This window comes from Corynebacterium ulceribovis DSM 45146, assembly GCF_000372445.1.
Taxonomy (GTDB): Bacteria; Actinomycetota; Actinomycetes; order Mycobacteriales; family Mycobacteriaceae; genus Corynebacterium; species Corynebacterium ulceribovis.
Window position 1 is genome coordinate 268,382 of the sequence record NZ_AQUY01000003.1, and the last position, 25,344, is coordinate 293,725.

General features: G+C 58.4%; 24 protein-coding genes and 1 rRNA gene. 15 read left to right on the forward strand and 10 right to left on the reverse strand.

The features are described 5' to 3' along the window. Positions 1 to 16: 16 nt before the first annotated feature. Together A3EC_RS0109735 and A3EC_RS0109740 are read right to left on the reverse strand one after the other, a co-directional pair. The gene (locus A3EC_RS0109735; RefSeq protein WP_018024999.1) at positions 17 to 1,969 is read right to left on the reverse strand and encodes a pyruvate kinase; all 1,953 of its coding nucleotides are present in this window, start codon (positions 1,967 to 1,969) and stop codon (positions 17 to 19) included. A gap of 128 nt (positions 1,970 to 2,097) precedes the next feature. Beyond that, positions 2,098 to 3,066: an L-lactate dehydrogenase gene (locus tag A3EC_RS0109740; RefSeq protein WP_018025000.1), complete on the reverse strand. Its 969-nt coding sequence runs from the start codon at positions 3,064 to 3,066 to the stop codon at positions 2,098 to 2,100. Between the two features lie 161 nt (positions 3,067 to 3,227). Here A3EC_RS0109740 and A3EC_RS12085 point away from each other — a divergent pair, with 161 nt between their 5' ends. The 6 genes from A3EC_RS12085 to A3EC_RS0109770 all read left to right on the forward strand — a co-directional run bounded on the left by A3EC_RS12085 (position 3,228) and on the right by A3EC_RS0109770 (position 9,079). Then, positions 3,228 to 4,976 carry an alpha/beta-hydrolase family protein gene (locus tag A3EC_RS12085; RefSeq protein WP_169331408.1) on the forward strand — a complete coding sequence of 583 codons (1,749 nt, stop codon included), beginning with the start codon at positions 3,228 to 3,230 and terminating at the stop codon, positions 4,974 to 4,976. Between the two features lie 121 nt (positions 4,977 to 5,097). Continuing rightward, positions 5,098 to 5,283 carry an antitoxin gene (locus tag A3EC_RS13070; protein WP_018025002.1) on the forward strand — a complete coding sequence of 62 codons (186 nt, stop codon included), beginning with the start codon at positions 5,098 to 5,100 and terminating at the stop codon, positions 5,281 to 5,283. 49 nt (positions 5,284 to 5,332) lie between these two features. Continuing rightward, the gene (locus A3EC_RS12805) at positions 5,333 to 5,500 is read left to right on the forward strand and encodes an antitoxin (RefSeq protein WP_018025003.1); all 168 of its coding nucleotides are present in this window, start codon (positions 5,333 to 5,335) and stop codon (positions 5,498 to 5,500) included. A gap of 140 nt (positions 5,501 to 5,640) precedes the next feature. Then, positions 5,641 to 6,132 (forward strand): PadR family transcriptional regulator, encoded by a 492-nt coding sequence (locus A3EC_RS0109760; RefSeq protein ID WP_018025004.1) that lies wholly within the window; start codon positions 5,641 to 5,643, stop codon positions 6,130 to 6,132. Continuing rightward, a complete protein-coding gene (locus A3EC_RS12090) occupies positions 6,129 to 6,845 on the forward strand; it encodes an ABC transporter ATP-binding protein (protein WP_018025005.1) in 717 nt (238 codons plus the stop codon). The genes A3EC_RS0109760 and A3EC_RS12090 overlap by 4 nt, the downstream gene beginning before the upstream one ends. Next, the gene (locus tag A3EC_RS0109770; protein ID WP_018025006.1) at positions 6,842 to 9,079 is read left to right on the forward strand and encodes an FtsX-like permease family protein; all 2,238 of its coding nucleotides are present in this window, start codon (positions 6,842 to 6,844) and stop codon (positions 9,077 to 9,079) included. Before A3EC_RS12090 ends, A3EC_RS0109770 begins: the two co-directional genes overlap by 4 nt. On the opposite strand, the gene msrA is transcribed toward A3EC_RS0109770, so the two are convergent. Beyond that, positions 9,076 to 9,711, reverse strand: coding sequence for a peptide-methionine (S)-S-oxide reductase MsrA (gene msrA, locus A3EC_RS0109775; protein WP_018025007.1), 636 nt, complete (start codon positions 9,709 to 9,711; stop codon positions 9,076 to 9,078). The genes A3EC_RS0109770 and msrA overlap by 4 nt on opposite strands. 150 nt (positions 9,712 to 9,861) lie before the next feature. Between msrA and A3EC_RS0109780 the strand changes: the two genes are divergently transcribed. Continuing rightward, complete coding sequence (locus tag A3EC_RS0109780) at positions 9,862 to 10,464, forward strand: superoxide dismutase (RefSeq protein WP_018025008.1); 603 nt, start codon at positions 9,862 to 9,864, stop codon at positions 10,462 to 10,464. 94 nt (positions 10,465 to 10,558) lie between these two features. Here the strand turns inward: A3EC_RS0109780 and A3EC_RS12095 are convergent, their stop codons facing one another. Beyond that, positions 10,559 to 12,154: a TM0106 family RecB-like putative nuclease gene (locus A3EC_RS12095; RefSeq protein ID WP_018025009.1), complete on the reverse strand. Its 1,596-nt coding sequence runs from the start codon at positions 12,152 to 12,154 to the stop codon at positions 10,559 to 10,561. A gap of 67 nt (positions 12,155 to 12,221) precedes the next feature. On the opposite strand from A3EC_RS12095, the gene A3EC_RS0109790 reads away from it, so the two are divergent. The 4 genes from A3EC_RS0109790 (at position 12,222) to yidC (ending at position 16,696) form a co-directional block, all read left to right on the forward strand. Continuing rightward, positions 12,222 to 12,971 carry a DUF6474 family protein gene (locus A3EC_RS0109790; protein ID WP_018025010.1) on the forward strand — a complete coding sequence of 250 codons (750 nt, stop codon included), beginning with the start codon at positions 12,222 to 12,224 and terminating at the stop codon, positions 12,969 to 12,971. A 111-nt stretch (positions 12,972 to 13,082) separates the two neighbouring features. Next, the gene (locus A3EC_RS12100) at positions 13,083 to 14,795 is read left to right on the forward strand and encodes an alkaline phosphatase D family protein (protein WP_051061058.1); all 1,713 of its coding nucleotides are present in this window, start codon (positions 13,083 to 13,085) and stop codon (positions 14,793 to 14,795) included. Between the two features lie 88 nt (positions 14,796 to 14,883). Next, the gene (locus A3EC_RS0109800; protein WP_018025012.1) at positions 14,884 to 15,240 is read left to right on the forward strand and encodes a histone-like nucleoid-structuring protein Lsr2; all 357 of its coding nucleotides are present in this window, start codon (positions 14,884 to 14,886) and stop codon (positions 15,238 to 15,240) included. A gap of 106 nt (positions 15,241 to 15,346) precedes the next feature. Next, the gene (yidC, locus tag A3EC_RS0109805; RefSeq protein WP_156812924.1) at positions 15,347 to 16,696 is read left to right on the forward strand and encodes a membrane protein insertase YidC; all 1,350 of its coding nucleotides are present in this window, start codon (positions 15,347 to 15,349) and stop codon (positions 16,694 to 16,696) included. A 21-nt stretch (positions 16,697 to 16,717) separates the two neighbouring features. On the opposite strand, the gene A3EC_RS0109810 is transcribed toward yidC, so the two are convergent. From A3EC_RS0109810 to A3EC_RS13255, 4 genes are all read right to left on the reverse strand, one after another. Continuing rightward, a complete protein-coding gene (locus A3EC_RS0109810; protein WP_018025014.1) occupies positions 16,718 to 17,359 on the reverse strand; it encodes a TetR/AcrR family transcriptional regulator in 642 nt (213 codons plus the stop codon). A 190-nt stretch (positions 17,360 to 17,549) separates the two neighbouring features. Continuing rightward, entirely contained in the window at positions 17,550 to 17,819 is a 270-nt protein-coding gene (locus A3EC_RS0109815; RefSeq protein WP_018025015.1) for a GlsB/YeaQ/YmgE family stress response membrane protein, read from the reverse strand. A gap of 230 nt (positions 17,820 to 18,049) precedes the next feature. Then, positions 18,050 to 18,967 carry a universal stress protein gene (locus A3EC_RS0109820; RefSeq protein ID WP_018025016.1) on the reverse strand — a complete coding sequence of 306 codons (918 nt, stop codon included), beginning with the start codon at positions 18,965 to 18,967 and terminating at the stop codon, positions 18,050 to 18,052. 108 nt (positions 18,968 to 19,075) lie between these two features. Beyond that, positions 19,076 to 19,201: a hypothetical protein gene (locus tag A3EC_RS13255; protein WP_281163696.1), complete on the reverse strand. Its 126-nt coding sequence runs from the start codon at positions 19,199 to 19,201 to the stop codon at positions 19,076 to 19,078. 103 nt (positions 19,202 to 19,304) lie between these two features. Here A3EC_RS13255 and A3EC_RS0109830 point away from each other — a divergent pair, with 103 nt between their 5' ends. Genes A3EC_RS0109830 through A3EC_RS0109840 form a run of 3 tightly spaced genes read left to right on the forward strand, consistent with a single transcriptional unit; the run spans position 19,305 to position 23,675 of the window. Further along, complete coding sequence (locus A3EC_RS0109830; protein ID WP_018025018.1) at positions 19,305 to 20,252, forward strand: pseudouridine synthase; 948 nt, start codon at positions 19,305 to 19,307, stop codon at positions 20,250 to 20,252. Positions 20,253 to 20,291: 39 nt separating this feature from the next. Beyond that, a complete protein-coding gene (locus A3EC_RS0109835) occupies positions 20,292 to 21,059 on the forward strand; it encodes an ABC transporter ATP-binding protein (protein ID WP_018025019.1) in 768 nt (255 codons plus the stop codon). A gap of 3 nt (positions 21,060 to 21,062) precedes the next feature. Then, positions 21,063 to 23,675 (forward strand): ABC transporter permease, encoded by a 2,613-nt coding sequence (locus A3EC_RS0109840; RefSeq protein ID WP_018025020.1) that lies wholly within the window; start codon positions 21,063 to 21,065, stop codon positions 23,673 to 23,675. 24 nt (positions 23,676 to 23,699) lie between these two features. Here the strand turns inward: A3EC_RS0109840 and A3EC_RS12105 are convergent, their stop codons facing one another. Next, on the reverse strand, positions 23,700 to 24,353 hold the full coding sequence (locus A3EC_RS12105) for a hypothetical protein (protein ID WP_018025021.1): 654 nt from the start codon (positions 24,351 to 24,353) through the stop codon (positions 23,700 to 23,702). Between A3EC_RS12105 and A3EC_RS0109850 the strand changes: the two genes are divergently transcribed. Beyond that, the gene (locus A3EC_RS0109850; protein WP_018025022.1) at positions 24,352 to 25,089 is read left to right on the forward strand and encodes a TetR/AcrR family transcriptional regulator; all 738 of its coding nucleotides are present in this window, start codon (positions 24,352 to 24,354) and stop codon (positions 25,087 to 25,089) included. The two genes, A3EC_RS12105 and A3EC_RS0109850, sit on opposite strands and share 2 nt — an antisense overlap. 103 nt (positions 25,090 to 25,192) lie before the next feature. Here A3EC_RS0109850 and rrf read toward each other — a convergent pair. Further along, a 5S ribosomal RNA gene (rrf, locus tag A3EC_RS0109855) occupies positions 25,193 to 25,309 on the reverse strand. Between the last annotated feature and the right edge of the window lie 35 nt (positions 25,310 to 25,344).

A 25,344-nucleotide genomic window follows, 5' to 3' on the forward strand; every position in this document is an offset into this window, starting at 1 on the left:
AAGTCTAGCGAGGTGTTTAGTTATTGTCCGCAGCGTCAGTGTCGACGTCGGAGGTGTCGGCCACTGCGTCGGCGGTTTCGTCCCAGCTGCGGATGCGCCGCAGCATAATACGGTTCTTCCGCTGGGAGCTGCCCAGTTTGCGGGATAGGTTATCCAGTATCTCAATGGCATCGGTGATGTGTGGGCCTTTGTTCAGCATCACGGATTCGGCGCGCAGTGCGAAGGCGGCGTCGGTGATTTCGGCGCGGGATGGCAGACCAGTTTTCGCCAGGTTCTCCAGCACCTGGGTGCCGAGAATCACTGGGATGTGGCCGGAGGTGCACAGCGACATAATCTGTCCGGGAACTTCCGCTAGCCGGTCAAAGCCCAGCTCCACGGCAAGGTCACCGCGGGCAATCATCACGCCCAAGTTCCGCCACTTCATGCCTTCAAGCAGGATATTTGGCAGGTTCTGGAAACCTGGAATGGTTTCAATCTTCAGCACCAAACCAACGTGGCGAACCTTAGCGGCCCCGTCCTGGTCACCCGCAGCTTCTAGTTCATTGGCGTAGTCGTACAATTTGCCGATGACGTATTGGACGTCTTTCTCGTCACGGATGAACGACACCGCCATAATGTCCGCATGCGTGGCAACAAAGCGCATGTTTTCTTCGTCTTCTTCGGTCAGCGATGGCAGTGGCAAATTCGTTTCCGGCAGGTTAATGCCCTTATGCGCTGCTAGGTTTTGGCCACCTGGTTTCGCGCGGGTCACTCGAAGCGTGGCTTCTGGGTACGCGTCGGTTTCCTCAGCTGTGCGGGTGGAAACAACGACTGCCGCAATGGCACCATCGTCGAAGAAGACGCGTTCGCCTGGTTTGAGTGCGGACACTGCTTCCGGCAGGGTGCAGGAAATCCGCAATGGGCCGTCATCGCCGAGAACAGTGGCGGCTGGGTCAGCAGTAAGAATGACTTCTTCGTCAGTTTCCAGTCGCATTTTTTGCAGCACCGGTGGGATACCTGCGATGCGGGTGCGTTCATAGTCGCATTCAATGAGCTGACCGTCGGCTAGGTACGCGTTGCGGTCACCTTCAGCGAGCACACCGTGCGGCAACACCTTGGTGACGATGAACTTGCGCTTGGAGCCCCGCGCATCATGCAACCGGATTTCTTTGCCCACGGCCAAGGCATCGAACCATGCACCATCAACCTGGATCGGCAGCGCTGGGCGACCCGGCAGATCCGCTGGTGGTTCCGCTGGGGTTTGGCTGGACATGTACGGCTTCGGGGTGATCCACAGTTTGGCTGGGTGCACCACTTGGCCGGCGTCATCGCGGGTGACGCGGGCGCGGCCGACGTTCGGACCAGGAACAATGTCCCCGGTGCGCAGTTTTGGCCCAGCCAGGTCCATATTGATGCCAATCAGTTTGCCGACCTGTTCACCGGCGCGGCCCACGTTGGCGATCATTTTCTCCCACTGGGTGGCGTCGTCGTGGGCGCAGTTGATGCGGGCAATATCCATGCCAGCTTCGGCTAGCTCCAGAACCAATTCGTAATCGTCAGCAGCTTCGGCAGGCAAGGTCACCATGATGCGGGAGTTGGCGCCTTCGGTTTCTTCACCGAGCAAGGTCACAGAGTTGGATTCGAGGCAGTCATCGGCGTGGGCCATGTCGTCGGCAATCTCGCCGACGTAGTAGATGGTTCCCTGGCCGGTCAGGGCGCCGAGGGCGTTGCGCAGCGCCAGCAGTCGGGCGCGGATGGCGTATTCGGATGTCGACAGTGAAGTGACACCTAGGTCGTGCAGCGCGTCCTGCAGTCGGCGCAGGTCATTGCGGCGCATCCAGGCGTAGTGCAGCAGGTTTTCTGCGCCGGTGCGGTGCTCCGGCTGGACCGACTGAATCAGGTCTTGCTGGGATTGGGTGATGTCCCATGTTTCAGTCAGCAGCTCATCGACTTCAACAATGAGCTCATTGAGGTTCAGCTGATCGGCCATTGTGCACTCCTACTTCGCATCCAGTTTGTCTCTATTGTGGCGCGAAGTAGGAGAGTTCGCTGGGCAGAAGCGTAGGTAGCAACCTAAGCACCCACCCGCGAGGGTTTAGGACCGGTGAACAGCCAGTTTTAGCCGGTGTATTTGCCGTCAGTGAAGAACTTGTCCTGAATGGCCTTCAGGGTGTTCGCACTATTGTCGAATCGTTCCTGTTCGTGCTCATCTAGGTCCAGCTCGATGACGCGCTCCACACCATGCCGGCCAACGACCGCTGGGGTGCCGATGTAGATGTCATCGTGGCCGTACTCACCGGTCAGCAACGTAGACACTGGCACCGATACGCCCTGGTTTTGCAGCACCGCGCGGGTGATGCGAGCCAAGCCCATGCCAATGCCGTAGGAGGTAGACCCCTTGGCCTCGATGATTTTGTAGGCCGCATCGCGCGTGTTGACGAAGATGTCTTCGAGTACTTCCGGCAGGGCTGGGTCTTCTTCTACGAATTTGGACAGTGGCACACCGGCAATATTCGCCGCAGAGACAGCTGGCAGTTCGGAGTCGCCGTGTTCGCCAATAATGGCGGCGTGCACCGACATTGGCGAGACCTTGAAGTGGCGACCCAGCATGTAGCGGTAGCGTGCGGTGTCTAGGACGGTGCCGGAGCCGATGACCTGGTTCGAGGGCAGCCCGGAGAAACGCCAGGTGGCGTAGGACAGGATGTCGACTGGGTTGGTGGCGATCAGGAAGATGCCGCCGAAGTTGTGCTTCATCACTTCATCGACGATGGAGTGGAAGATCTTCATGTTTTTGCCGACGAGGTCCAGGCGGGTTTCGCCTGGTTTTTGGGCAGCGCCCGCGCAGATGACGACCATGGCGGCGTCTTCAATGTCTTTTTCGTAGGAGCCGGAGGTCACGCGGGTGTTGGTTGGCGCCCATGGCATGCCGTGGTTCAGGTCTTGAACATTGGCTTCGGTTTTGGCTTGGTTGATGTCGATGATGGCCAGGTGGTCACACAGGCCTTGGTTGACGACTGCGTATGCGTAGGCAACGCCCACGTCACCAGCACCAATCAAGACGATCTTGTTACCGACAATTTCCTTCATGTCGTACCTATCTGTCGAGGGTGACAATGTGCCGAGTTCTTGGCCGGTTTGTTCAACCCCGGCGCGACCCGGATCTATCTGCCATTATGGCCAATATGCTGTCCGGTCGCTTGAGAGTCTCATTTCCACGCCCGCCCCAGGTGGTGAGGGCGCTAGGAGATTTGATTCAGGCTGCAATTAATCACGAGGCAACCACATGGCGACGTCCGCGAATGTCACCGGGTGCCATTGGCGCAGAGGTCGCCACCTGGGCGGCGGTGTCACCGTCGCTGTTGCCGCGGAAGTGGTGGGGCACGGCACTGAACATTTTCGGCAATCAGATGGTCGGCCACACCGTGGGGTTGGCTGTTGGGGTTGGGGCCAGCAGAGCCCGGCGCGGTCTGGCGCAATTGTTGGCGGGCACGCCGGTGGGACAGTTTGTGCCGTCGCAGCGTGCGGTGGATAGTGCGCGCAGCGGTTTCAATTGGTCCATGACGGCTATTACCGCTGCGGTGTGGCTGCGGTCGGTGCATAACCAGCGGCGGATTGCCGAGTTGGTGCACTACGACTCCGATATTGGAATTGCGCAGCACGCAGCAGGTTCGGCGCTGGGCACGGGCGCTTACTTGCTGATGCAAGGCTTCGGTGACCTCAATGAATTTGCCTACGATTCGCTCACCGCGGCGTTGCGGCGGGCGAAGATTCCGCGGTGGGCAGCTCCGATTATTTCCGGCGCCATCATTGGTGGGGCGTTGGCGCTTGCCACCGATCGGCTGCTGGTGCGCCGGATAATGACCGAAATTTCCGACAAGGCCGCTTATGCCAACCGCCTGGTTTTCCCAGGCCGCTCCCAGCCGTGGGAGCCGGAACGTTCGGGCAGTCCGTGGTCGTACGAGCAGTGGCATGCGGTGGGTGCGCAGGGTCGAGCACTGCTATCGGATGGTCCGCGGGCGCGGCATATTGCGCGGGTGACTGGTGATCCGCATGCGATGGAGCCGATTCGGGTTTATGCGGGCTTGCAGCCAGGTCGTTCGCTGGCGGAGGCGGCGGATCTTGTGGTCCGGGAGTTGCATCGCACCGGTGCGTTCCGTCGGGATAATTTGGTGCTGTTCACCACCACTGGCACCGGTTGGGTGCAGGAGTGGTCGTTGTGTGCGCTGGAGTTTTTGTCGCGGGGCAATTGTGCGACTGCGGCGATGCAGTATTCGCGGCTGCAGAGTTTCCAGGCGTTTGTCGCAGACCAGGACGCACCGATCGCGGCGGCGAAAGCGCTGTTCAATCGGGTGTATGCGGAGTGGCAGCAGTTGCCGCCAGATAACCGGCCGAAGCTATTTGTTGCTGGTGAGTCCCTCGGCAGCTTTGGTGGCCAAGGCGCGTTTTCCGATGCGAAGGACATGCTGGACAAGGTTGATGGGGCGATGTGGTCAGGCACGCCACAGAACGCGAAGATTTGGGCGTCGCTGACCGATAACCGCGATGCCGGTTCGCCTGTTATTCAACCGGCAGTGGACGAGGGCCGCCATTTCCGGTTTGTCACCAGTCCCGCTGATTTGTGGACTAATGCTGCTGGTCAGCGCTATGGCGAGTGGGAGTTTCCGCGAGTGGTGTTTGCGCAGCATCCTTCTGATCCGATCATTTGGTGGGATGAAAAGTTGTGGCGTAAACGTCCGCAGTGGCTGCAGGAACCACTCGGCCGGGATGTGCTGCCCACGATGCGTTGGTTCCCCTTTGTCACGTCGTGGCAGCTCGCGGTTGATGCGTTGACCAGCGTTGATATGACCGGTGGCTACGGCCACAATTATCACGACGAGATGATTTCCTACTGGGCGGCGGTAATGGGGATGCAGTTCGATAACGATTTCCGCGGCGCCGATGGCCTCCGCTTTTCGGTCATTTCCGCTTGGATTCGCCGCTTTTCCCTTCCGCGCTAGCCGCCGCGTGTGTCCGGGTTGTTATCGTTTTCCGCTTATTGACGTTTATGGGCACCGCCGAGCTTTAGCTGTTTTCTCTACCGTGGTGGCTGTACGCATCTCGAGCGAAAGGATTTCTCTCATGGGCATTTCTGACCACCTGAACGATCTCCCTGGCAAGGCAACCGACGCGGCAAAGCGCAACCCAGATAAGGCAAACGAAGCTATCGACAAGGCTGGTGACGCTGCAAACAAGCGCACTAATGATCAGCACGCTGACAAGGTGGATAAGGCGCAGGAGGCTGCGCGTAAGCACCTAGACAACTAAAAGCCGCTAAAATTGGTTGGTACCACTGACCAAGTAGAAGGGTGCGCTGATGAGCTTTGTAGACAAGGCCAAGAACATCATCAATGAGAATCAGGACAAGGTTGCTGACGCGGTAGATAAGGTCGGCGATCTGGTCGACAAGAAAACTGGCGGCAAGCACACTGATCAGATTAATACGGCTGAGCAGGCCATCAAGGACAAGCTGAATAAGCAGTAGTCTCGCGCGCCTAGGTCCGCGCTCGCGCGGGAAGGAACCGGTCACTTCTATAGTGGCCGGTCTTTTTATTACCCCCTTGCTTACCGAGTAACTTACCCGGTAACTTACTGAGTAAGCACACCTCCCAGAAAAGTGTTTATATGTCCATCCGAAATGCCTTACTCAGCCTGATAGCCCAGCGCCCCATCGGCGCAGCGGCGCTGCGAACGAACTTTGAGGAGTTCACGCAACACACCTGGCCGATCAACATCGGACAGGTGTACCAGACCCTCAAACGACTCGACCGCGACGAGCTCATTGAATCCGCTGGCCACGACGGAAACATCGAGCTCTTCCGCATCACCGATGCTGGACGCGCCGAACTCGACTCCTGGTGGCACCAATCCGTCGAAAAGCCCACCAACGCCCGCGACGAATTGGTCATCAAAATCGTTATGGCCGCCATCAACGGCCGCGATGTTGCCGCCATTATTCAACAACAACGGGACGCCAATATGACTGCGCTGCGCAATGTCACCCGCAGTACACCCGATGGCTTCGCCGAAACCCTCCTTAAAGAACGCCGAATCTACGAGCTAGAAGCAGAAGCCCGCTGGCTCGACCGCATCGAAACCCTCAAGGATCAACCATGATCACCCTCACCAGCGTCAGCCGCAGCTACGAAGACGGCCCCACCACCATCAATGCGCTTGTTGACGTTTCCTTAACAGTCAGCCCGGGCGAACTGGTCGCAGTGATGGGCCCCTCCGGCTCCGGTAAGTCCACATTGCTGAAAATCGCGGGCCTGCTCGAACAACCCAGCTCCGGCACGGTGACCATCAATGGCACCGACACCACCAACATGAGCAAAAACCAATTAGCTGACCTGCGGCGCGACCGAATCGGCTTCGTTTTCCAAGACTTCAACCTCATCCCGACGCTCACCGTCGCTGAAAATGTGGCGCTACCGCTGGAGCTGGCCCGTGCCTCGCGCGGACAGGTAAAAGACGCCGCGCACCAGGCCCTAGAGGAAGTCGGGATAGCCGAACTGGCGAACCGCTTCCCCGCTGATATTTCTGGTGGTCAAGCACAGCGCGTGGCCATTGCGCGGGCGCTCATCGGCGAGCGCAGCGCCATCCTCGCAGACGAGCCCACCGGCGCGCTGGACTCCACCACCGCCGAAGGCATTATGCGGCTTATCCGCGAGAAGGTTGACGCCGGTGCGGCCGGGCTCCTTGTCACCCACGAGCCACGCTTCGCAGCATGGGCAGACCGCACCATTTACCTCGCAGACGGCGCCATCCGCGCTGATGATGGGGCTCGCCGCACCGACGACGGTGCTCATGCGAAAGGACAGGAACAATGATTGCGGCCCGCCTTGCCCGGCGCGACATCACTGCGCATAAATGGCGCACCCTCGTCGCTATCATCCTGTTCGCACTGCCGGTCATATTCACTACGGTGGCAACCTCGGTGCTCGCCACCGGCAGCGTCGCAGCTCGCTCCGTGGACTCCCGCTACGACGTCGTGTGGATCGACCCCATTGCGGACCCAAAACTACCGGACCTGGCAGTCCTTGCGAAGGCATATCCCGGTGTCACTTTCCACCCTGAGCTCAGGACCCATGAGGTGGCGACTGTGGGATCGGAAAGTGCGACCTTGCAGGCTGTTGCACTGGCTGCCAACCTGCCGGAAACTCCGCAGTCCGGTGACATTGTGCTGGCCCGCGGCACCGCCAAGGCATTGGGCGTCACTGTCGAAGATAGCGTCACCATCGATGGCAAGAGCTATCGAATCGACGGCTTGGCCAGCGGCAACGAAAGTGTGATCAACCTGGCTGACTATCGGCCAGGTGACGCACAGACCCTGCGCACCGCTGACTACAACGACCTGAACTGGCTCACGGACACCCGACTTGGCTCCCCATCCCCGAACAGCCCGGTCATGCACCGCCCCGCAAGCTCGCTAGTCACCGACCTACTCGACAACCCCAACACCGCCACCTGGCAGATTCTTCGCTCACTGGAAGACAGCTTTACGTTGTTTGCTGTGCTCAGTTACGCCTTGCTGCTGGCTACGCTCATCATTGCGCTGACTTTCCCAGTCTTCGCGATTGCACATAAACGGCAGGCCCGCGCGATGGAACTGCTATCGAACACTGGCGCCCGGCCGCAGGTACTACGTGCCACCATGTTGTGGCAGGGAGCGTTGCTTGGCCTGCTTGGCGGCATCGTCGGCATTGGTCTGTCCTGGGCGCTTTTCCAATGGCTGAGCAGCATCGCGTTCCCTCATGAAGTGCACATCTGGCTCGGCGGCATCAGCCTGCTCGCCGCACTCGGCGTTGCCATTTGTGGTCTGGTCGCGGCGTTCATCCCCACCCTGGGTTCTAGTCGCGCCCGCAAGCCAAAGTTTCAGTTCAGCCTGCTACTTGGGCCAGTATTGTTGCTCGCCGGTTGGTATCTCCTGCGTTTCAGCGCATCTGACGTGTCGGTACTTGGCGTTCCGTTGCTCACCGTTGGTGTCGCATTCACGGCGCCGCTGCTGTTCTTCTTGGTTGCATCACAAGCACGGCACTTCCACTTGCCGCTGCGTTTGGCGGCTCGGGACTCGCTGCGCAATTGGCTCCGCACCAGCGCGGCAGTGACAGCTGTAGCAGTGTCCTGCTTTGTGCTGGCTGGGGTGGGTTGGCTCACGCAGCTGCTCACCGCATCTCAGCACGTTCAACCTCAGGCGGTGTGGGCTAGCACGAACGCTGATTCCTCGTCCTCCGCGGGCTTCGACGACACGCTCAATACGCTCGCCAACAAGGTCAACGCCACCGGACGCAGCGACGTCTTTGCTCCCACTGCATGGCTAACTGACTCCACTCTTAATGGTCATTGGGAGGATTTCGCCAATGGCAATTGGGCAGACTTCGGTATCTACGATGCGATCATCATTAACGACGGCAGCGTTTTGGATCGGATGACGAATATTGACCCCGATGCAATCACCGAGGCAAAAACACTGCTTGATGACGGACAGGCTGTCGTCTTTTCCCCTAACGGTGCGGTCACGGAGCTGGAACTCGCTACCGGGGTTTACGGCCCTCGAAATCTGGACCCAAAAGCCGAGGACTACGCCACCGGCTCGGATGCCGACACCAGTGTCGCGGAACGCACGTGGACTATCCCAGCGCAGGTTGTCACGGCAGAGTTTGACGGCATCATGCTGTCGAAAGACACTGCGGACAAGTTAGGTATCCCAACTACCTACCGCGGCAGTGTGTTGTTCACGCAGTCAAAACCAAACCTGCTTGATTCAGTGACCTTTATGAAGTTGGAGAGCGACTCAGGAATGCTGATTCGCGGTTTGGGTGTCAGCCCATTCCAAGTACTGGTCGGACCAATCGTGTACGGCGGCGGCGGACTATTCATTGTGTTTGTCGCTGGGCTGGTGTTGACGTTGTCATCCGCAGAGTCTCGCCGGGATCGTCGCACGCTGGAAGCAGTCGGCGCCGCACCATCGATGGTCCGCCGCGTCCAAATCGCCCAAGGACTATTCGTGCTGCTGGTGGGCGCAGTCCTTGGACTCGGAGTCGGAATCGCCGTGCTGTTTTAACCCAGCGGTTTCACACCACAGCTGATGCCATTGAAGCCATGGTTGCAGTAGCCGAATGGGTTCTTGTGCAAGTACTGCTGGTGCGCATCTTCAGCGAACCAGAACTTGCCAGTCGGGGTCATCTCCAGCGGAGTAACTTCCGTGGTGATGGCCCCAAAACCAGCTTCCGTGAGCTTGGGTTGATACTGCGCAATGAGCTCGCGTGCTGCCTTCGCATCAGCATCCGATAGCGTAAACACTGCTGAACGGTACTGTGTGCCGATGTCATTGCCCTGGCGATTGCCCTGCGTTGGGTCATGGTTTTCCATCACCACACTAAGCAGCCGCTCAAAGCTCGTCTTTTCTGGGTCGTAAACCGCAAGTACCGCCTCGGCGTGTCCGGTGCGGCCCGAGCACACAGTGAAATAGGTGGGATCGTCACCGCGTCCGCCCGCGTAGCCGGTGGCCGTTGTCCACACTCCCGGTTCGTCAAAAAGCAAACGTTCCACACCCCAAAAACAGCCGGCCGCAACGATGATGGCGCGCATGCCTTCGGGGTATGGTCCTGCCATTGGTGTGCCGAGGGTGGCGTGGGTGTCGACGCGGGATTGGCTGCCGGTGATGCCTTGGATGAAGTTTCCGGTTTCTTCCATGCTTTCAAGGGTACGCTCGGTTGTGTGGCGGCTGACACTTTTTCTCGTCCGCCGGTTTCGTCTGCCGAATTGCGCAAGGTCAAGGTTGCGTAATCCGAGAGGCGTCACCACAATGGGTAATACACCACATTCATTGAAGGGATGAATCACATGGCTGTTTACGAACTTCCACAACTTGCCTACGCATACGACGCTCTTGAGCCACACATTTCGGCTGAGATTATGGAGCTGCACCACACCAAGCACCACCAGAACTACGTTAACGGTGCAAACGCAGCTCTCGACAAGCTGGAAGCTGCTCGCAAGGACGGCTCCATCGCAGGTGTTGTGACCGGCCTGTCCAAGGACCTGGCATTCAACCTGGGTGGCCACACCAACCACTCCCTGTTCTGGAAGAACCTGGCACCAAACGCTGGCGGCGAACCAACCGGTGAGCTGGCAGAAGCAATCGTGCGTGACTTCGGCTCCTTCGAAGCATTCCAGGACCACTTCAACGGTGCAGCACTGGGCCTGCAAGGCTCCGGCTGGGCTGTTCTGGCATACGACAAGGTTGGCAAGCGTCTGGTTATCGAGCAGATGACCGACCAGCAGGGCAACCTGTCCATTGACCTGGCACCGCTGCTGCTGCTCGACATGTGGGAGCACGCTTTCTACCTGCAGTACAAGAACGTCAAGGCAGATTACGTCAAGGCTGTCTGGAACGTCTTCAACTGGGACGAAGTTGCTGCTCGCTACGCAGCTGCAACCGCGTAACTCATCACGCGCTACCTGCGCCCAGTGTGAGCCTAAGCCGTCCTTCGGGGCGGCTTTCGCCATTTCTCAGGTCAGTGCCGGCAAGTGCCGGCAGTCACCGCTGTGCCGGTTTCGGAACGCTCGGCGAGCACTGCGCAACCGTCGGCAACAGCTGGGCACCACCACCATCAAGCCACTGGCGCAGCACCGCAGTTGACCGGCAATCATCCTCGTTGTACTCCAACAACCGCGTACGCAGTCCCCGCCGATACCACTCCAACGAGGCTTCCCCATCTGGCTCCGCATCACGCCACTGGAACCCGGCAATAGGCGCCACCGTCTTCAAACTGAGCCCGTACGGACCAACCAGCTGTTTCTTCACCACTCGGAACATGTCCACCCACTGGTCCGAAGCAATGAACTCCTCAATCTCCGCGAGCGTCGGCAGCCCCGGCAACTCGTCGCTCCACTGCGCAAACCGACGCGCAGATGTGCGCAACCAATGGTTCTCCCCCTGCGCCGCATAGCAGTACACCAGGCAGGTCTGCCCCGCTGCGGCAGCGTCAGCCCGGCGCGCCGACAACCACTGCCAAAACGCAGCGAAGTTCTCTGCCTCTTCGCGACCACCAAGCTCACCCCAGGTGACAAACGGACGATACTGCTGCCCATCGAAGGTGCCCCAGAGGTAGCAGCCGTGTTCCAAATAGGCCTCCATGTCAATGTCGATTTCGACATCCGCCCGCGGCGCCGTCACCGCATCCCGTTTGCGCAGCGCCGGTAGCTGCAGCTTCCAGGCCCTTGCCAGTGCCGCCATCTCTCCGGCGGCGGGGTCATCAGCCAGCGCGGTCAAGGTGGAAATGCCGCGCGCTCGAAATTCCGCGCCACGGTCGCCTGGCACCAGCAGCGAAATATCATCGGCTGCCGCTAATTCGGCTTCGCAGCGCTGCCAATGTCGACATGTCCGACATTCCCGCACCTTCCGCGGCGCCACTGGATAGGTTCCCATGGGCACCGGCGCCAACTCCCCGCGGGCCGCTGCCAGAGCATGCCGGGTCCGCCGCAGCGCCGTGGCGTACACATCGCGCACGGCCGTTGCTGACTCAAACACTGCCTTCGAATCGTCGAATCCAATCAGCCCGACCATGTCAGCCGCACAGCCCAGCTCGCTGAGCAGTGCATGCGCCTGGCCCGCGATAACACTGTCGAAGTGCCGGGGTTTGGTCCGCAGTTTCGGGTGCGGCACCGGGGTGGACAGCCCCAACCGGAGCGTATCGACGGCTAGGGGACCACTTTCTGCCGCCACTGTCCGGCGGTCAAAAATCTTATGCGCCACAATAAATACCGGCGCATACGTCACCCCGGGACTAGACCCCGTCCCGCCGTCGGTTCGGACCAGTAGTTCTGGCTGCGATTGTTGTCCGCTGCCCAGCAACAGACCACCAGCAATCAGTGGTGCTCCGGACGCTATCGCTTCTAATGTCGCCAAAAAGTGGTCGACTTCGTCCTGGTTATCGTCAATAAGCACCTGGGTGACCGGCTGAAGTGCGGAAATATTGCGCACAACCTTTTGGGTATGCTCTGCCCGGTGTTGGTGCCGGCGACCACCGACTTCGCTACGCAAATCCAAGTCTTCGCCGAGGTAATCCAACACAGTCCGGTAGCGACAACCAACCAAGTCTTTGGCCGAAAGCCGGAAATCCTTCGCAATCACAATGCACCAAGGTTAACTTGTCGCCTACGCTTAAGAGCAGTAGGCGAACCTGGAGGTAACCAAACCCATGAGCGTATTCAAGGCGCTGCGCGATTACCGCATCGACGCAAAGGCAGCGGCGAAGGCAGCAAAGGCTAAGGCGAAAGAAGAAGCCCGCGAACAATCGAAGATGATTCGCGAGGCTACCGCGCAGGTGCGCGAGGACATCAAATCCAAGCAGAAAGCTGACCGGAACACGAAGGTAGCCGTGGCGAAGGAAGCCCGAAAAGCCGATGTGACCGCAGCGAAGGTGGCAGACCGGGACTCCAAGCGGGCAACAAAGCAGGCGAAGGCTGACCGCAAACTGGAAGCAAAGCTAGCGAAGGCCCACGCCAAGCAGCAGGACCGGCGGGCAGAGCAGATTCTGGAAGCACAAAAGGAACGAAAGCTGCAGGTATCCGATGTCACCCGCTGGGTGGGCATTGCACGTATTGCCGTGCCGGTACTGCTGCCACTGCTCTACCGCGGCACCACCATGCTGCGGGAGCGGATGATGGAAAGCTCGGCCCGACGTCAAGGCGTCACCGCGTCGCAGCTGGCCCAGCACTCCGGACATGGTGCGCCGCTACTGGCCCGCATCGATGGTGCCCGAATGGCAGCCGAGCAAGTAAAGTCCGCAGGGTTCCAGAAGGATGCCAAGGAACGTCTGGACGCGCTGGCCGCGGCAGTGCGCAGCGCCGACCACATGTTGCCGGGGCAGCGACGCCGCGTGCACGACTCGGTGTCGTCGGATTTGGCGGGCATCGACAATGAGATTGTTGAGCAGCTCAAGCGCTAGCCCCCACCCCTCCCCCGCAAACCAAATCGGAAGTTAACAGTTCTTTAAATAACACTTTTCTGCCGCTCTTCACTGAGCGGCGGCCGGAATTGTGTCGTCCACTAAAGAACTGTGACTCAGGCATCTTCCTACACCCGTCGAGCAGCTCTAAAAACTGGCGTGGCCACTGCCGCCACCGTAGCTGCCGGCGCTACGATTACCAGCTCGGCGCAGACAGCTACCGCCGCCCCAACCGCGCACCCTGGTGGGCACCGCGCATTCCAGCACGGCGTCGCTTCCGGCGACCCTTACCCACACAGCGTCATCATCTGGACGCGAGTGTCTTCCCATCCGGGGGACCACCCAGGGTCTGACGCTGGCACCCCCACGCAGGTCGGCTGGCAAGTGGCTACCGACGAGGGTTTTACCCAAGTAGTTGCCTCCGGTGCTGTGGTCTCCTCCCCAGACTCCGACCAGACCATCAAAATTGAGGCGACTGGTCTGGCCCCCTACACCCGCTACTTCTACCGATTCGTCATTGCTGATGGCGCCTACCGCGGCCAGACATCGCCAGTTGGAAAGACGCTGACGGCCCCGGCTGCTGATGCTGACGTCAATAAGCTCCGGCTGGCGCTATTTTCCTGCTCTAACTGGGAAGCTGGCTACTTCGCTGCCTACCGCGACATGGCGCAACGCGGCGATATCGACTTCGCAGTGCATGTCGGCGACTACATCTACGAATACGGCCGAGGCCAGTACACCGGCAAAACCGGCGCGGTACGCCACCACCAGCCACCCCACGAAATCCGCACCCTGGCTGACTACCGCTTGCGCCACGGTACCTACCGCACCGACGAGGACCTGCAAGCAGCCCACGCAGCCTGCCCATGGGTAGTGACGTGGGACGACCATGAAGTAGCAAACGACTCCTGGGAACACGGCGCCGAGAACCACTCCGGCGACCGGAAGTCTTACTATCGACGACGCGACTGCGCGGTCCAGGCGTACCTGGAATGGCTGCCAGTACGAGCCACCACCTTTTCCCAAGGCGGACACCTGTACCGCAACCTGCGCTTCGGCACTTTGCTTGAGCTCAGCATGCTGGACCTGCGCACCTACCGCAATGGCCCGCTGGGCAAACTACAGTTCCGCGGGGTCGACGACTCCAAGCGCAGCATGATGGGTTCCGAACAGTTCCAATGGCTGTCCGACCAGCTGACATCATCGTCGGCAACATGGAATGCGGTCGGCAACTCGGTGATGATTTCACCGGTGCTCATCCCGCCGATGGACCCGCAAGCAGCGAACGCGGTATCTAGCTTGCTGGGCATTCCGCAGGAAGGGGTGCCTTATAACACTGACCAATGGGATGGGTTCGCTGCGGACCGGCGACGGCTTTACAACGTGCTGCACAAATTGGGCAAAAAGAACACGGTGTTTCTGACCGGTGACATTCATTCCTCGTGGGGCTGCGATTTGCCGATGACAACGGCGCGGTATCCGCATTCGGAGATTGTTGGGGTGGAGATTGTTTGCACGTCCGTCAATGCCTCCAACATTGATGATGAGTTGAAGTTGCCGCAAGGCAATGGAGTTACTCAGATGGCTGAATCCGCGCTTACTACTGCCAATAAGCATGTGCGCTTTTTGGATTTCGACTGGCATGGGTACTCGGTAGTGGAGTTCACCCCGCGCGCAGTGCGGACCGACTGGCTATGGGTAGACAATAAGCTGGTGAAGAATGGCCGCGTGTTCCGGGCAAAGTCAATGGAAGCTCAGCGTGGGCATGGCCTGAAGTTTATTGGTCACGGTATTTCACCGGCGTCACATCGCCCAGGTGATTAGTTATTCATTTGGGCGCTGTTTCTTTGGGTGAGGTTTGGTATTCTCCGAATGAGAATTCCACATTTTTCCGGAACCAAAGGAACAAATAATGGCACGCCGCGAAGTCATCCAGTATTTCGACGATATTGACGATTCTCCATTGTCGGAAAAGGAAGTTCATGTCGTCCGCTTTGCTGTCAATGGTGTGAATTATGTGCTGGATTTGTCGTCGAAGAACGCAGCCGCGTTTGAGAAGGCACTAGCACCATATGTCTCGGCTGCACGGAAAGAGTCCGTCGCTAAGGCTGATGCCGCGTTGGCTTCGCGGCAGAAGGCCGCTTCCGAGCGGACGAAGGAACGCAACCTCGCGATTCGTGAGTGGGCTCGGAACAATGGCTTCACGGTCAGCGACCGCGGCCAGATTGCCGCTCGCATTGTTGAGGCCTACGAAGCGGCGAATAAGTAACTTCAGTTACTTACTTTGACCACTGATACTTCTGCCACAGTGCAGCCCGATAGACTGATTGGGCAGCGCACGGTTGAACGTGCAATTTTAGTGTCGGAGGTTCCTTGTGCTTGAGCCCTTAATGTATGTGGTGTCCGCAGTGCTGAAATTTTGGCACTGGGTACTGCTGTTGCTTGGGTTCGAGTCCAGTCTTGCTTGGACCATTTCGATTTTCCTGCTCCTGATTACGGTGCGGTCGCTGCTGGTCCCACTGCAGCTGAAAACCCTGCTGAACTCCCGAAAGTTGGCGCTTGCCCGTCCGCTCCTAGCCGCTGCAAAGCAAGAGCATGGCGGCGAGCACATGAATGCGGATCAATCCCGCAAGTTCAAAGCCACTGAGCGGAAAATCCATAAAGAGCACGGCTACTCAACAGCCACGGGTTGTTTCATTCCGCTGATTCAGCTGCCCATCTTCCTTGGTCTATTCCGCGTCCTGACGTCCATGGCACGTCCGCAGGAAGGGTTCGAAGCCGCTCATGCTGGGGTGGGCGTGCTCTCTGGGCAGGATGTTGATGAATTCCTGAAAGCCGATATCGCTGGCATTCCGCTCCCCGCCTATGTGGCAATGTCGCCGGAGCAGTTTGCTTGGGTGGGTACTGACCGGGAAACAGTCCTGAATTTTGTGCTGCCCTTTTTGGTGTTAGCCACCATTTTGTCGGTGATGTCTATTGTGACGTCGCTGCACCGCTCAAAGCGCGTGATGGACTATTCCATCACTATGTCAGTCAAAATGATGAGCATTATGCGCATCTTTGTGCTGGCTGGTTTCATGCTGCTGATTATTGGCCTGACTGGTCCAGCGCCGGTTGCATTGGTGCTGTATTGGTGCGCCGGTAATGGTTGGACTTTGCTGCAGGGCATTTTGATTGAGACCTGGCTGAATTGGAAGTATCCGCTTACTGCGGCCTTTTTCTACTACCAAGCGCAGGAGAAGGATAAGTACTTCGAGAAAGCGGAAGTCCGCGACCGGGAGAAGAAGCTGCGACGTCGCCGGAAGTGGGCCAAGCGATTCCAGCCATGGAAGCGCCACGAGATTAATGAGCTAATGGCTGCGGACGCTGCTGCGAAGGAAGAGCAGAAGAAAGAGGAATCGGAACAGAAGGCGCATCTGAAGAAAGTGAATGCGCACCTTAATGCAATTTACCGACGGAAAAAGCGCATTCTGATGGAGTCCCGAAAGCTGGCGAAGTCCGCCGCACAAGAGGGCTTAGAGATTAATCCGCACCAGCTTGCGGTCTATGCCATTTCCATTGGCGCCGCCGATATCGACGAAGACCATGAGCATTATTTTGAAGACGCCGTAGACATTGCCGCGCCGCGCGATATTCCAGCGAGTTTGCAGCATAGGGCCGAAATGGAGCTTGGTGACGAGAACCTCGACGAAGCAGCGACGGCTGACGCTACTACCGAGGCATAGCCAGCAGCAGCGCATGAAGGCTTAGGCTGGCGCGTCAGTGGTATTCAATAGACAAGATTCGGCCATATCACGAGCCAATTCCAATGGCGCGACAGTGCCAGTCATTTTAGAACCGTTGATGCCGCCATCGAGCATCACTAGCAGTTGGTTGGCGAGCTGCTCTGGGTTCTCCGCCCCCAGTGCGGCACATCGCGGACGCAGCGTATCCAAACACCAGGTCCGGTGCGCAGCCGCGGCCGCACGAATCTCATGCTCAGTTTCTGTCTCTGGCATTGGGTATTCGCTGGCTGCGTTCTGAAAGTGGGAACCGCGGTAGTTCATGTCCGGCATATCGGCGATGGCTTTGTCGAAGAACGCCAAAATTTCCAATTTAGGGTCGGACAAATCGTCACTACGCTCATGCCACGAGGCACGCCACTGCTCGTCGAGTGCTTCCAAATAGGCGACGACAAGTTTGTCTTTTGAGCCGAAGAGGGAATAGAGGCTGGCTTTAGCCACGTCGGCTTCCCGCAGGATGCGGTCAATACCGATGACTCGGATGCCTTCGGTGGTAAATAGTTGGGTGGCGGTACCAAGGAGGCGTTGTCGAGGTGCTGGCCGGTCGCGGCGGCGCGATGGCGTGCTGCCCGCTTTCCGAGTAGTACTCTTTGCGGTTCGGGCCACGGTGCCTCCTTTTGGTCAACAATTCACAGCGCACTGCGTTTTATAACTGCCTCTAGAATACCGACTTGTCTGTCTCACACCGCCATTGGCTCGGATCTGTCGGAAATTGGCAGGAAAAAACCCACCTTGCGTGGTCGCGGTGTGAGCTCGACCCGAGGTGGGTTGAAAGTATGAGAGGTGTTCGGGTTAGCTAGACGCGGGAGCCGCGCTTGGTGAACAGTCCGACGATCCACAGCAGCAGGCAAGCGCCAACCACCGCGGTGATGAGTGTGACGAACCAGTTGCCGGAACCCATGTCAATGTCCATGAAGATGCCCAAGAGCCAGCCGCCGATGACGGCGCCAAGGATACCGACGATGATGTTAGCGATAATGCCCATGGACGCGTCGGTGCCCATGATCTTGGAAGCGATCCAGCCTGCGATACCGCCGATGACAATCCAGAGAATAATGGCGATCATTTTAATGCTGCCTTTCTGGTAGAAGGTGCCACAGCAAGCGGGAGCCTGCGGGCAAAGATTGTGAGTTTGGGTTACAACCTCACCTTCAAGGGTAGGCCGACTTTGTAGATTCGGCAGCAAAATCTTTCCACTTGGGCACAAAGTGTAATAAAAACAGCGAGACCGGCCCCTTGGGGGACTCCCAAAGTGGCCGGTCAAGCTAGCTTTTCACCGGAATTATAACGAAACGGTTACTTCTTTGGCTTCTTCTTGTCTTCGCTGTCTGGGCGAACCACCATCATCGGGCAAGGAGCTGCCTGCAGCAGTGCACGAGAGGTAGAGCCGAGCAGCATGCCCTTGAAGCCGCCGCGTCCGTGGGAACCAACGACCAGCAACTGCGCGCCTTCAGCGGCGTCACCCAGTGCGCGAACCGGACGGTCGCGGGTAACGATCTTCTCCACTTCCACCTCTGGGTACTTCGACTCCCAGTAAGCCAAGCGGTCGGACAGCATGCGGCGCTGCTCATCCTCAACAACCTGCCACTGCTGCTGAGCTGCGGCCAGGCCTGCCAGGGAGGACTGCACCTGCATGTCCATCCAGGTGTGCACAGCAATCAGCTTCGACTTGCGGGCAGCAGCCTCAATGAAGGCGAATTCCACAGCGCGCTGCGAAACGTTCGAGCCGTCAACACCCACCACGACTGGGCCGTACTTAGTGGCTTCGGTCAGGATGTTGTCTTCACGGACAACCACAACTGGGCATTCTGCATGGGACACCACAGCTGCGGAAACCGAACCCATGACCATGCCAGACAGGCCGCCGAGACCACGCGAACCCATGACAATCATGGTGCACTGTGCGGAAAGGTCGAGCAGCAGGTCAATTGGGCTGCCCTCTTCGATCTGGTGGGTGACTTCCAGTTCGGGCGCAAAGTCGAGGGCAATCTTGCGTGCTTCCTCGATCTTTTCCATGGTCTCCGACTCAAGGTCGTCGTAAAGCTCCTGCGGAGGCAACATGCCTTCGGCGTACAGGAACTGCGGCATGGAGTAGGCACTTACCAGTCGCAGCGGGACACCACGCTTGAGCGCAGTGTTCGCCGCCCAAGTGACAGCGACTTTCGATGCATCGGAACCGTCAACCGCGACTACGATGACGTCTTGGCGTGACATATCAGGACTCCTGTTCTCAAGGGGCTATTCATTTCCAGAATAGCCGCGCTTGCAAGAACAGTGCCAGAATTTCGGGGGTGACTTAGCTGGCCCCGACACCAGCCCGGCCTACTTCTCGGCCGCAGGTGCGTCCGCTGGGAACATCAGGTTGAAGGAGCCGGTGAAGAACTGCAGGGAGTTCTTGCCGAAAGCGGAGTTCAGGAAGTCGTTAAGGAAAGCGATGATTTGATCCATGTTCGACACTCTAAAAACTTTCCGCACCATTGGCAAGTACTAACGGTTCCGCATCTTTGACGGCACTACCTGCACTAACACCCTCGCTGATAGCGTTATATCTATGTCTCGACGCACGTATAATCCGCTCCCCATCCGCGATGGCCTCAACGCCAGCCAGGTTCGGGTCCCCGCTGAAGCTGCTGGTATTACAGCAGTGGCTTTCATCCGGCACCTCATCGAGTCGCAGACCCACCGCCACCCCGACGATGATGAAGCAGCGATTGCGCAGCGTTTTTCCGACGGCTTAGTCGTGGGCCGCGACGGCACCCCTTTTCAGCCAGATCAGCCACTTCCGGCGGGCACTGACGTGTGGTTCTATCGCACACCGCGGGAGGAACCGGAAATCCCGGGACGAATCAGCATTGTCCACCAAGACGATGATTTAGTTGTCATTGATAAGCCCCACTTCATGGCGACAATCCCGCGTGGCCAGCACATCACCCAGACGGCCACCGTCCAACTTCGCAAAATGCTGGACATCCCGGAGCTCGTGCCTGCCCACCGCCTTGACCGCCTCACCGCTGGTCTACTGGTGTTTACTACGCGGCCAGAAATCCGCGGCGCATACCAGGATTTATTCCAGCGCCGTCGAGTGGAGAAGCGCTACCTTGCGCTTGCGCCGCTGCTAGACCGCGCCACCCCGTTTACCGTGCGGAACCGCATTTTGAAGGAACCCGGCATTGTCCAGGCGTGGGTAGTAGACGGGGAGCCCAACGCCGAGACCATTGTGGAGAAAATCACACCGACAGAGCTTATTGACGTTCAGGGCCGCCAACTTGCGCTGTGGACCTTGCGTCCAATCACTGGTCGAACGCACCAGCTGCGCCTTCACCTCAATGGTTTGGGCGCACCCATTGTCGGAGACAGCCTCTACCCAGTTTTCACGCGTCCTGCCGACGATGATTTCTCCCACCCACTGCAACTTTTGGCCTCCGAGCTGCGTTTCGTCGATCCCCTGACATCGAAGGAGCGGCAGTTCTCCACTAAGTTAGAACTCGGAAACTTTTAGCCTCAAAAAGAGTGCACGTCAACATTTTTAGGAGCAATCATGGCTGAAGCAGCCACTGAAACAGCCACTGCAACGGCTAGTCCCGCTGCCGCCCGAGCCGTCGGATTGACCAAGCGTTACGGCCAGGGCAACACCGCCGTTGTTGCGCTGGACAGCGTCGACGTCGAATTCAAAACTGCAGAATTCACTGCCATCATGGGCCCTTCTGGCTCGGGTAAGTCCACGTTGATGCACTGCATGGCCGGCCTCGATGGCGCCACCGAAGGTACGTCTTATGTCGGCGATGTCGATATCTCCAAGCTGAAGGATAAGGAGATCACGGCGCTGCGCCGCGATCGCTTGGGCTTTGTGTTCCAGTCCTTCAACCTGGTCCCTACCCTGACTGCGGCAGAGAACATCACCCTGCCGATTGAAATTGCTGGCCGCAAGGTGGATAAGGAATGGTTTGAGACCATCACCGGCCGCCTGGGTCTGACCGAACGTCTCACCCACCGCCCGGCTGAGCTTTCTGGTGGTCAGCAGCAGCGCGTTGCGTGCGCCCGCGCTATCGTCGCTAAGCCCCAAATCATCTTCGGGGACGAACCAACCGGCAACCTGGACTCCAACTCGTCCACCGAGGTGCTGACCATTCTGCGGGACGCTGTCGACGAGCTGAACCAGACCGTTGTCATTGTGACGCACGATCCGAAGGCTGCGGCATACGCCGACCGGGTTATTTTCCTGGCGGACGGCCGGATTGTTGATGACCTGTACGAACCGACCGTGGATTCCATCTTGGATCGCATGGGCCGGATTGAGGAACTCTAAGTCATGGCTTCAGTAGGCACACAAGCGATGCGCAAGGTCAGCTTGCGCAGTCTGGCGGCGCATAAGCTCCGCCTATTCCTGACAGTGCTGTCGGTGGTGCTCGGTACCGCTTTCATTGCCGGTTCCTTCATTTTCACCGCCACACTGTCGGCCGCATTCGACGACATTGTGAAAACCCAATTCGAGGGTGTGGACGTTGTCGCCGAGGCCGGGGAACAGACTCCGCAGGGGCTAGCCGCCGCGGATGTTGAGAAAATCAGCCAGGTTCCTGGGGTGAAGGCCACCCGCGCTAACCAAAATAGCGCGTCGGTGATTATTGCTAACTCCGAAGGCAAGGCGGTGCAAACCAGCGGCGCGGGCGGTCAAGGTTTTTATGCTAACCCGCCAGGCCAGGAAGTCGGCCCGGATATTGAGGTCCTCGAAGGCCGCATGCCGGAGAAGGATGGCGAGATTGCCATCAATAAGTCGGCGATGGAAAACGGCAACCTCAAGGTTGGCGATAAAACCAAGTTGGTTGCCGGCAGCAGTCGTATGGAAGCGACGATTGTTGGTCAGTGGGATGAAAGCATCGAATCTACCGGCGGCTTCATTGGTGTCATTTTCACCAAGGAAGAGTGGACGAAACTGTACACCGACGGCGAGCATGTGGACTCCCTGCTCGTTTCCGTTGAACCAGGCACCTCCCCAGATGATGCGCTGACTAAACTGCGCGCGGAGTTCCCGCAGTACAAGTTTGAAACCGGGCAGAAGCTGGCCGATGACGCCACGAAGATGATTCGCGAAATGCTCAGCTTCGTGAACTACTTCCTGCTGGCCTTCGGCTTGATTGCGCTGATTGTCGGTACCTTCATCATTTCCAACACCTTCAGCATGATTGTCGCGCAGCGGACGAAGGAGTTCGCATTGTTGCGTGCGCTCGGCGCTAGCCGCGGCCAGCTGACCGCATCGGTGGTGCTGGAGGCACTGTTGGTGGGTCTGATTGGTTCGATTGTCGGTATTGCTACCGGCTTCGGTTTAGTGCAGCTGCTGCAAGCGGTGATGCGGGCGAATGGCATTGATTTGCCGTCGAAGATGTCTGCGGACTGGCAGTCCTTCGTGGTGCCGCTCGTCGTCGGCATGCTCATTACTGTTATTTCTGCGTGGGCCCCGGCAGCGCGCGCGGGCCGCACCCACCCAGTTCAGGCGATGCGTTCCGGTGACACCAGCAACTCCGCGAGCCTGCTAGTCCGCACCATCATTGGTGCGGTGCTGCTCGTTATCGGTGCCGCTTTGGCAGTGACCGCTGCGTTTAATTCAGATTGGTCCAGCACCACGCGCGCTCAGATTCTGGGTGTCGGCGCGCTTCTGGTCATCCTTGGTCTGTGGTTGTTCGCGGCGTGGTTGTCGATTCCGTTGGCGTCTGGTTTGGGTCGCCTGATTGGTTGGCCATTTAAGGCGCCTGGTCATTTGGCGGCGACGAACTCGCAGCGTAACCCGCGGCGTGCGGCGGCGACAGCGTTTGCGTTGACCTTGGGGTTGGCGCTGGTGTCCTCCTTGGGCATGTTGGGCGCGACGATGAAGGAGTCGGTGGCGTCGCAGATTGATACCGGCGCAAAGATGGACTTGGTGCTCCAGTCGGCGCAGCAGTCCTTCCCGATTCCGAATGAGGCCGTGGAGGAAGTCCGCAACCTCGATGGTGTGCAGAGCGTGGTGCGGGAGAACTTCACCACCGCGCAGGTGGTGCCGAAGGAGGAGGCCGCCGAGACGCTGAAGAAGATGACGGCGAACACCTCGATGGCCGGTCGGGGTGGTTTCAATGCGTCGACGCTTGATGCCGATCCAAGCGTGCTGTTCAACATTGAGACCGTTGACGGCGATTTGGATTTGACCAAGGAAGGTGCCGGCTTCTTGCTGCCGGAGAGCCTGTACCAGTCCTCGAATATGAAGATTGGTGAGGAGTACGCAGTGGTCACCCCAATGGGAATGGCGGACGCGAAGCTCACCGGTGTGTTCAAGGACAATAACTTCTACCCGGGGCCACTGATTTCGGAGCAGCTGGTGGACAGCATTTCGAAGGACCCGCGGATGAAGTACACGCTGATGGCCTACGTCTTCTACGACGAGGGTGTCAATGCAGGACAGCAGCGTTCGACAATTGAAGATGCCGTCGGCGAGTTCCTGGTGGTCAAGGTCCTGACCATGGACGAGCTGAAGGATGCGTCGGCTTCGCAGGTGAACCAGATGTTGGCGATTATTTATGGTCTGTTGGCGCTGGCTATCATCATCGCGATTTTGGGCATTATTAATACTCTTGCCCTGTCGGTGATTGAGCGCCGCCAGGAGATCGGTATGCTCCGCGCGGTCGGTATGCAGCGTGGGCAGGTCCGCATCATGATCATTTTGGAATCGGTACAGATTTCGATTTTCGGCGCCATCATTGGTCTGCTCACCGGCTTGGGCCTCGGCTGGTGCTTCGTGAAGATTCTTGCCGACGACGGCCTGGACAAGATTGTCGTGCCTTGGGATACGCTCGGCACCGTCCTAGCGGCGTCAGTCCTGGTTGGTATCTTGGCCGCGCTGTGGCCAGCCTTCAAGGCGTCACGGGCAAAGCCATTGGACGCCATCACCGACGAGTAAATACGGTAAGACGGTAAGTCAGCATTAGGCCGGAGCCACGTGGTTCCGGCCTTTTGCTTTGCGACGATTACGTCCCCGCTCTAGCCCCCAGAGGATGCAGCCGGCACCGAGCACCACTCCATGCGCGATGCGCAGTTCGGGGGCTAAGAAGAACTGCGGCAGATACGTGACAACGCCGCCAGCGATGAGTCCGGCTGGCCAGCTCCGCTCACGGAATGCAACGCGAATCGTCGCGATACTCCATAGGACAAAGCCGGCGGAGAACAGCACAGACTGCGATATTCCATTGCGAATCGCATCTTGAGCTGCATCAACTGCCTCATGTGTTGCTGCCTCGCCACCGCTAGCAGCAATTCCGTGCAGCCCAAAAGTCTCGGCGCCGTAATACGGCAGCAGCAACATGGTGCCCGCCAAAGCCAACCAGGCGCTCATGCTAGGCCGGGTGGAGCCTTTGTCTGCTCGGTGGTCTCGCAGGGTGCCGTGGACCAGCAGTGCGAAGCTGAGCAGTACCCAAGCGAGCATTCCTACAACGTGAGATGCCACCCACAGTGGGTCAGAGAACGCCGAGCTTTGTTCTCCTAGGACACCGGTTTTGTCGCCCCATGGGCGAAGGGGCGGAAATAGCGCGAATGCTAGACCGTCTGCGAAAAGGAGGATTCCAAGAAGTCGGGATTGCATGGGTATCCTTTCAGTGAACAGTGTTCTCTGTATGTTAGTTTTGCATGCAAACGCGTTGCTGGCAATAGCTAAACTGCAGATCATGAAAGATAACTCTGAGCCACATGTCACTACTCGCTCCGCGGCAAAAGCGGCGACGCGCCAGCGCATTCTGACAGCTGCGCGAGAGCAGTTGGCTCAGGGAGGCGCAGCAAGACTCTCTATGCGACAAATAGCTGACCGTGTCGGGCTTGTTCCCTCTGCGCTCTATAAGCATGTACCGACTAAAGATGCACTCTTAACTGAGCTGATTGTTGAGGCATATCGCCGGTTGGCTGTCAGCATTTCCGCGGCAGGCCCTACCTGGCAGGCGCGTGCAACCGCGCTTCGCGCATGGGCGCTAAAAAACCCGCATGAGTTCTATCTGATCTATGGCACACCAGTTACGGGCTACCAAGCCCCAGAAGAAACTATTGAGCCTGCCGCATCGGTCTTTCGTTGCTTTGTCGAGGCAACTGACTCGCCAGCCGGACAGGACCACACCATTCCAGGTAGGCCGGTCTTACCAGCGGCTGTAGCGAAGCAACTGAACCCCCTGGCTAAAGAGACAGGGCACAGTGAGGCTTTTCTCGCGGGCGCGCTTGCTTCTGTCAGTCAGTTAGTAGGAATGATCCTGTTGGAACTCGGCGGACACTTCGTTGGGAGTGTCGCTCCTGCTGATGAGTTCTTCGCTTGGGTGACCACGGTGGATTGCTAGCGCAGTAGTCACTATCGATAGCGTTTTTCTTTTGGGATCGCGTAAAGAGGCGGGGCCCCAGCCGCCACACAAAGTGACAACCAGGACCCCGCCTAAAAAATAATGTCGGCAGTGACTTACTCTCCCACACACTCCCGTGTGCAGTACCATCAGCGCAGGTAAGCTTAGCTACCGGGTTCGGAATGGGACCGGGCGTGACCTCACCGCTATAACCACCGACAAAAACACGAAACAACAAACACAACCATAGTTGTG

Bases quoted from the DNA above. Each gene is read 5' to 3' on its own strand.
- A3EC_RS0109735 (WP_018024999.1), bottom strand. From the start codon at position 1,969: ATGGCCGATCAGCTGAACCTCAATGAGCTCATTGTTGAAGTCGATGAG.
- A3EC_RS0109740 (WP_018025000.1), bottom strand. From the start codon at position 3,066: ATGAAGGAAATTGTCGGTAACAAGATCGTCTTGATTGGTGCTGGTGAC.
- A3EC_RS13070 (WP_018025002.1), top strand. From the start codon at position 5,098: ATGGGCATTTCTGACCACCTGAACGATCTCCCTGGCAAGGCAACCGAC.
- A3EC_RS12805 (WP_018025003.1), top strand. From the start codon at position 5,333: ATGAGCTTTGTAGACAAGGCCAAGAACATCATCAATGAGAATCAGGAC.
- A3EC_RS0109760 (WP_018025004.1), top strand. From the start codon at position 5,641: ATGTCCATCCGAAATGCCTTACTCAGCCTGATAGCCCAGCGCCCCATC.
- A3EC_RS12090 (WP_018025005.1), top strand. From the start codon at position 6,129: ATGATCACCCTCACCAGCGTCAGCCGCAGCTACGAAGACGGCCCCACC.
- A3EC_RS0109770 (WP_018025006.1), top strand. From the start codon at position 6,842: ATGATTGCGGCCCGCCTTGCCCGGCGCGACATCACTGCGCATAAATGG.
- msrA (WP_018025007.1), bottom strand. From the start codon at position 9,711: ATGGAAGAAACCGGAAACTTCATCCAAGGCATCACCGGCAGCCAATCC.
- A3EC_RS0109780 (WP_018025008.1), top strand. From the start codon at position 9,862: ATGGCTGTTTACGAACTTCCACAACTTGCCTACGCATACGACGCTCTT.
- A3EC_RS0109790 (WP_018025010.1), top strand. From the start codon at position 12,222: ATGAGCGTATTCAAGGCGCTGCGCGATTACCGCATCGACGCAAAGGCA.
- A3EC_RS0109800 (WP_018025012.1), top strand. From the start codon at position 14,884: ATGGCACGCCGCGAAGTCATCCAGTATTTCGACGATATTGACGATTCT.
- A3EC_RS0109815 (WP_018025015.1), bottom strand. From the start codon at position 17,819: ATGATCGCCATTATTCTCTGGATTGTCATCGGCGGTATCGCAGGCTGG.
- A3EC_RS0109820 (WP_018025016.1), bottom strand. From the start codon at position 18,967: ATGTCACGCCAAGACGTCATCGTAGTCGCGGTTGACGGTTCCGATGCA.
- A3EC_RS13255 (WP_281163696.1), bottom strand. From the start codon at position 19,201: ATGGATCAAATCATCGCTTTCCTTAACGACTTCCTGAACTCCGCTTTC.
- A3EC_RS0109830 (WP_018025018.1), top strand. From the start codon at position 19,305: ATGTCTCGACGCACGTATAATCCGCTCCCCATCCGCGATGGCCTCAAC.
- A3EC_RS0109835 (WP_018025019.1), top strand. From the start codon at position 20,292: ATGGCTGAAGCAGCCACTGAAACAGCCACTGCAACGGCTAGTCCCGCT.
- A3EC_RS0109840 (WP_018025020.1), top strand. From the start codon at position 21,063: ATGGCTTCAGTAGGCACACAAGCGATGCGCAAGGTCAGCTTGCGCAGT.
- A3EC_RS0109850 (WP_018025022.1), top strand. From the start codon at position 24,352: ATGGGTATCCTTTCAGTGAACAGTGTTCTCTGTATGTTAGTTTTGCAT.
- A3EC_RS12105 (WP_018025021.1), bottom strand. From the start codon at position 24,353: ATGCAATCCCGACTTCTTGGAATCCTCCTTTTCGCAGACGGTCTAGCA.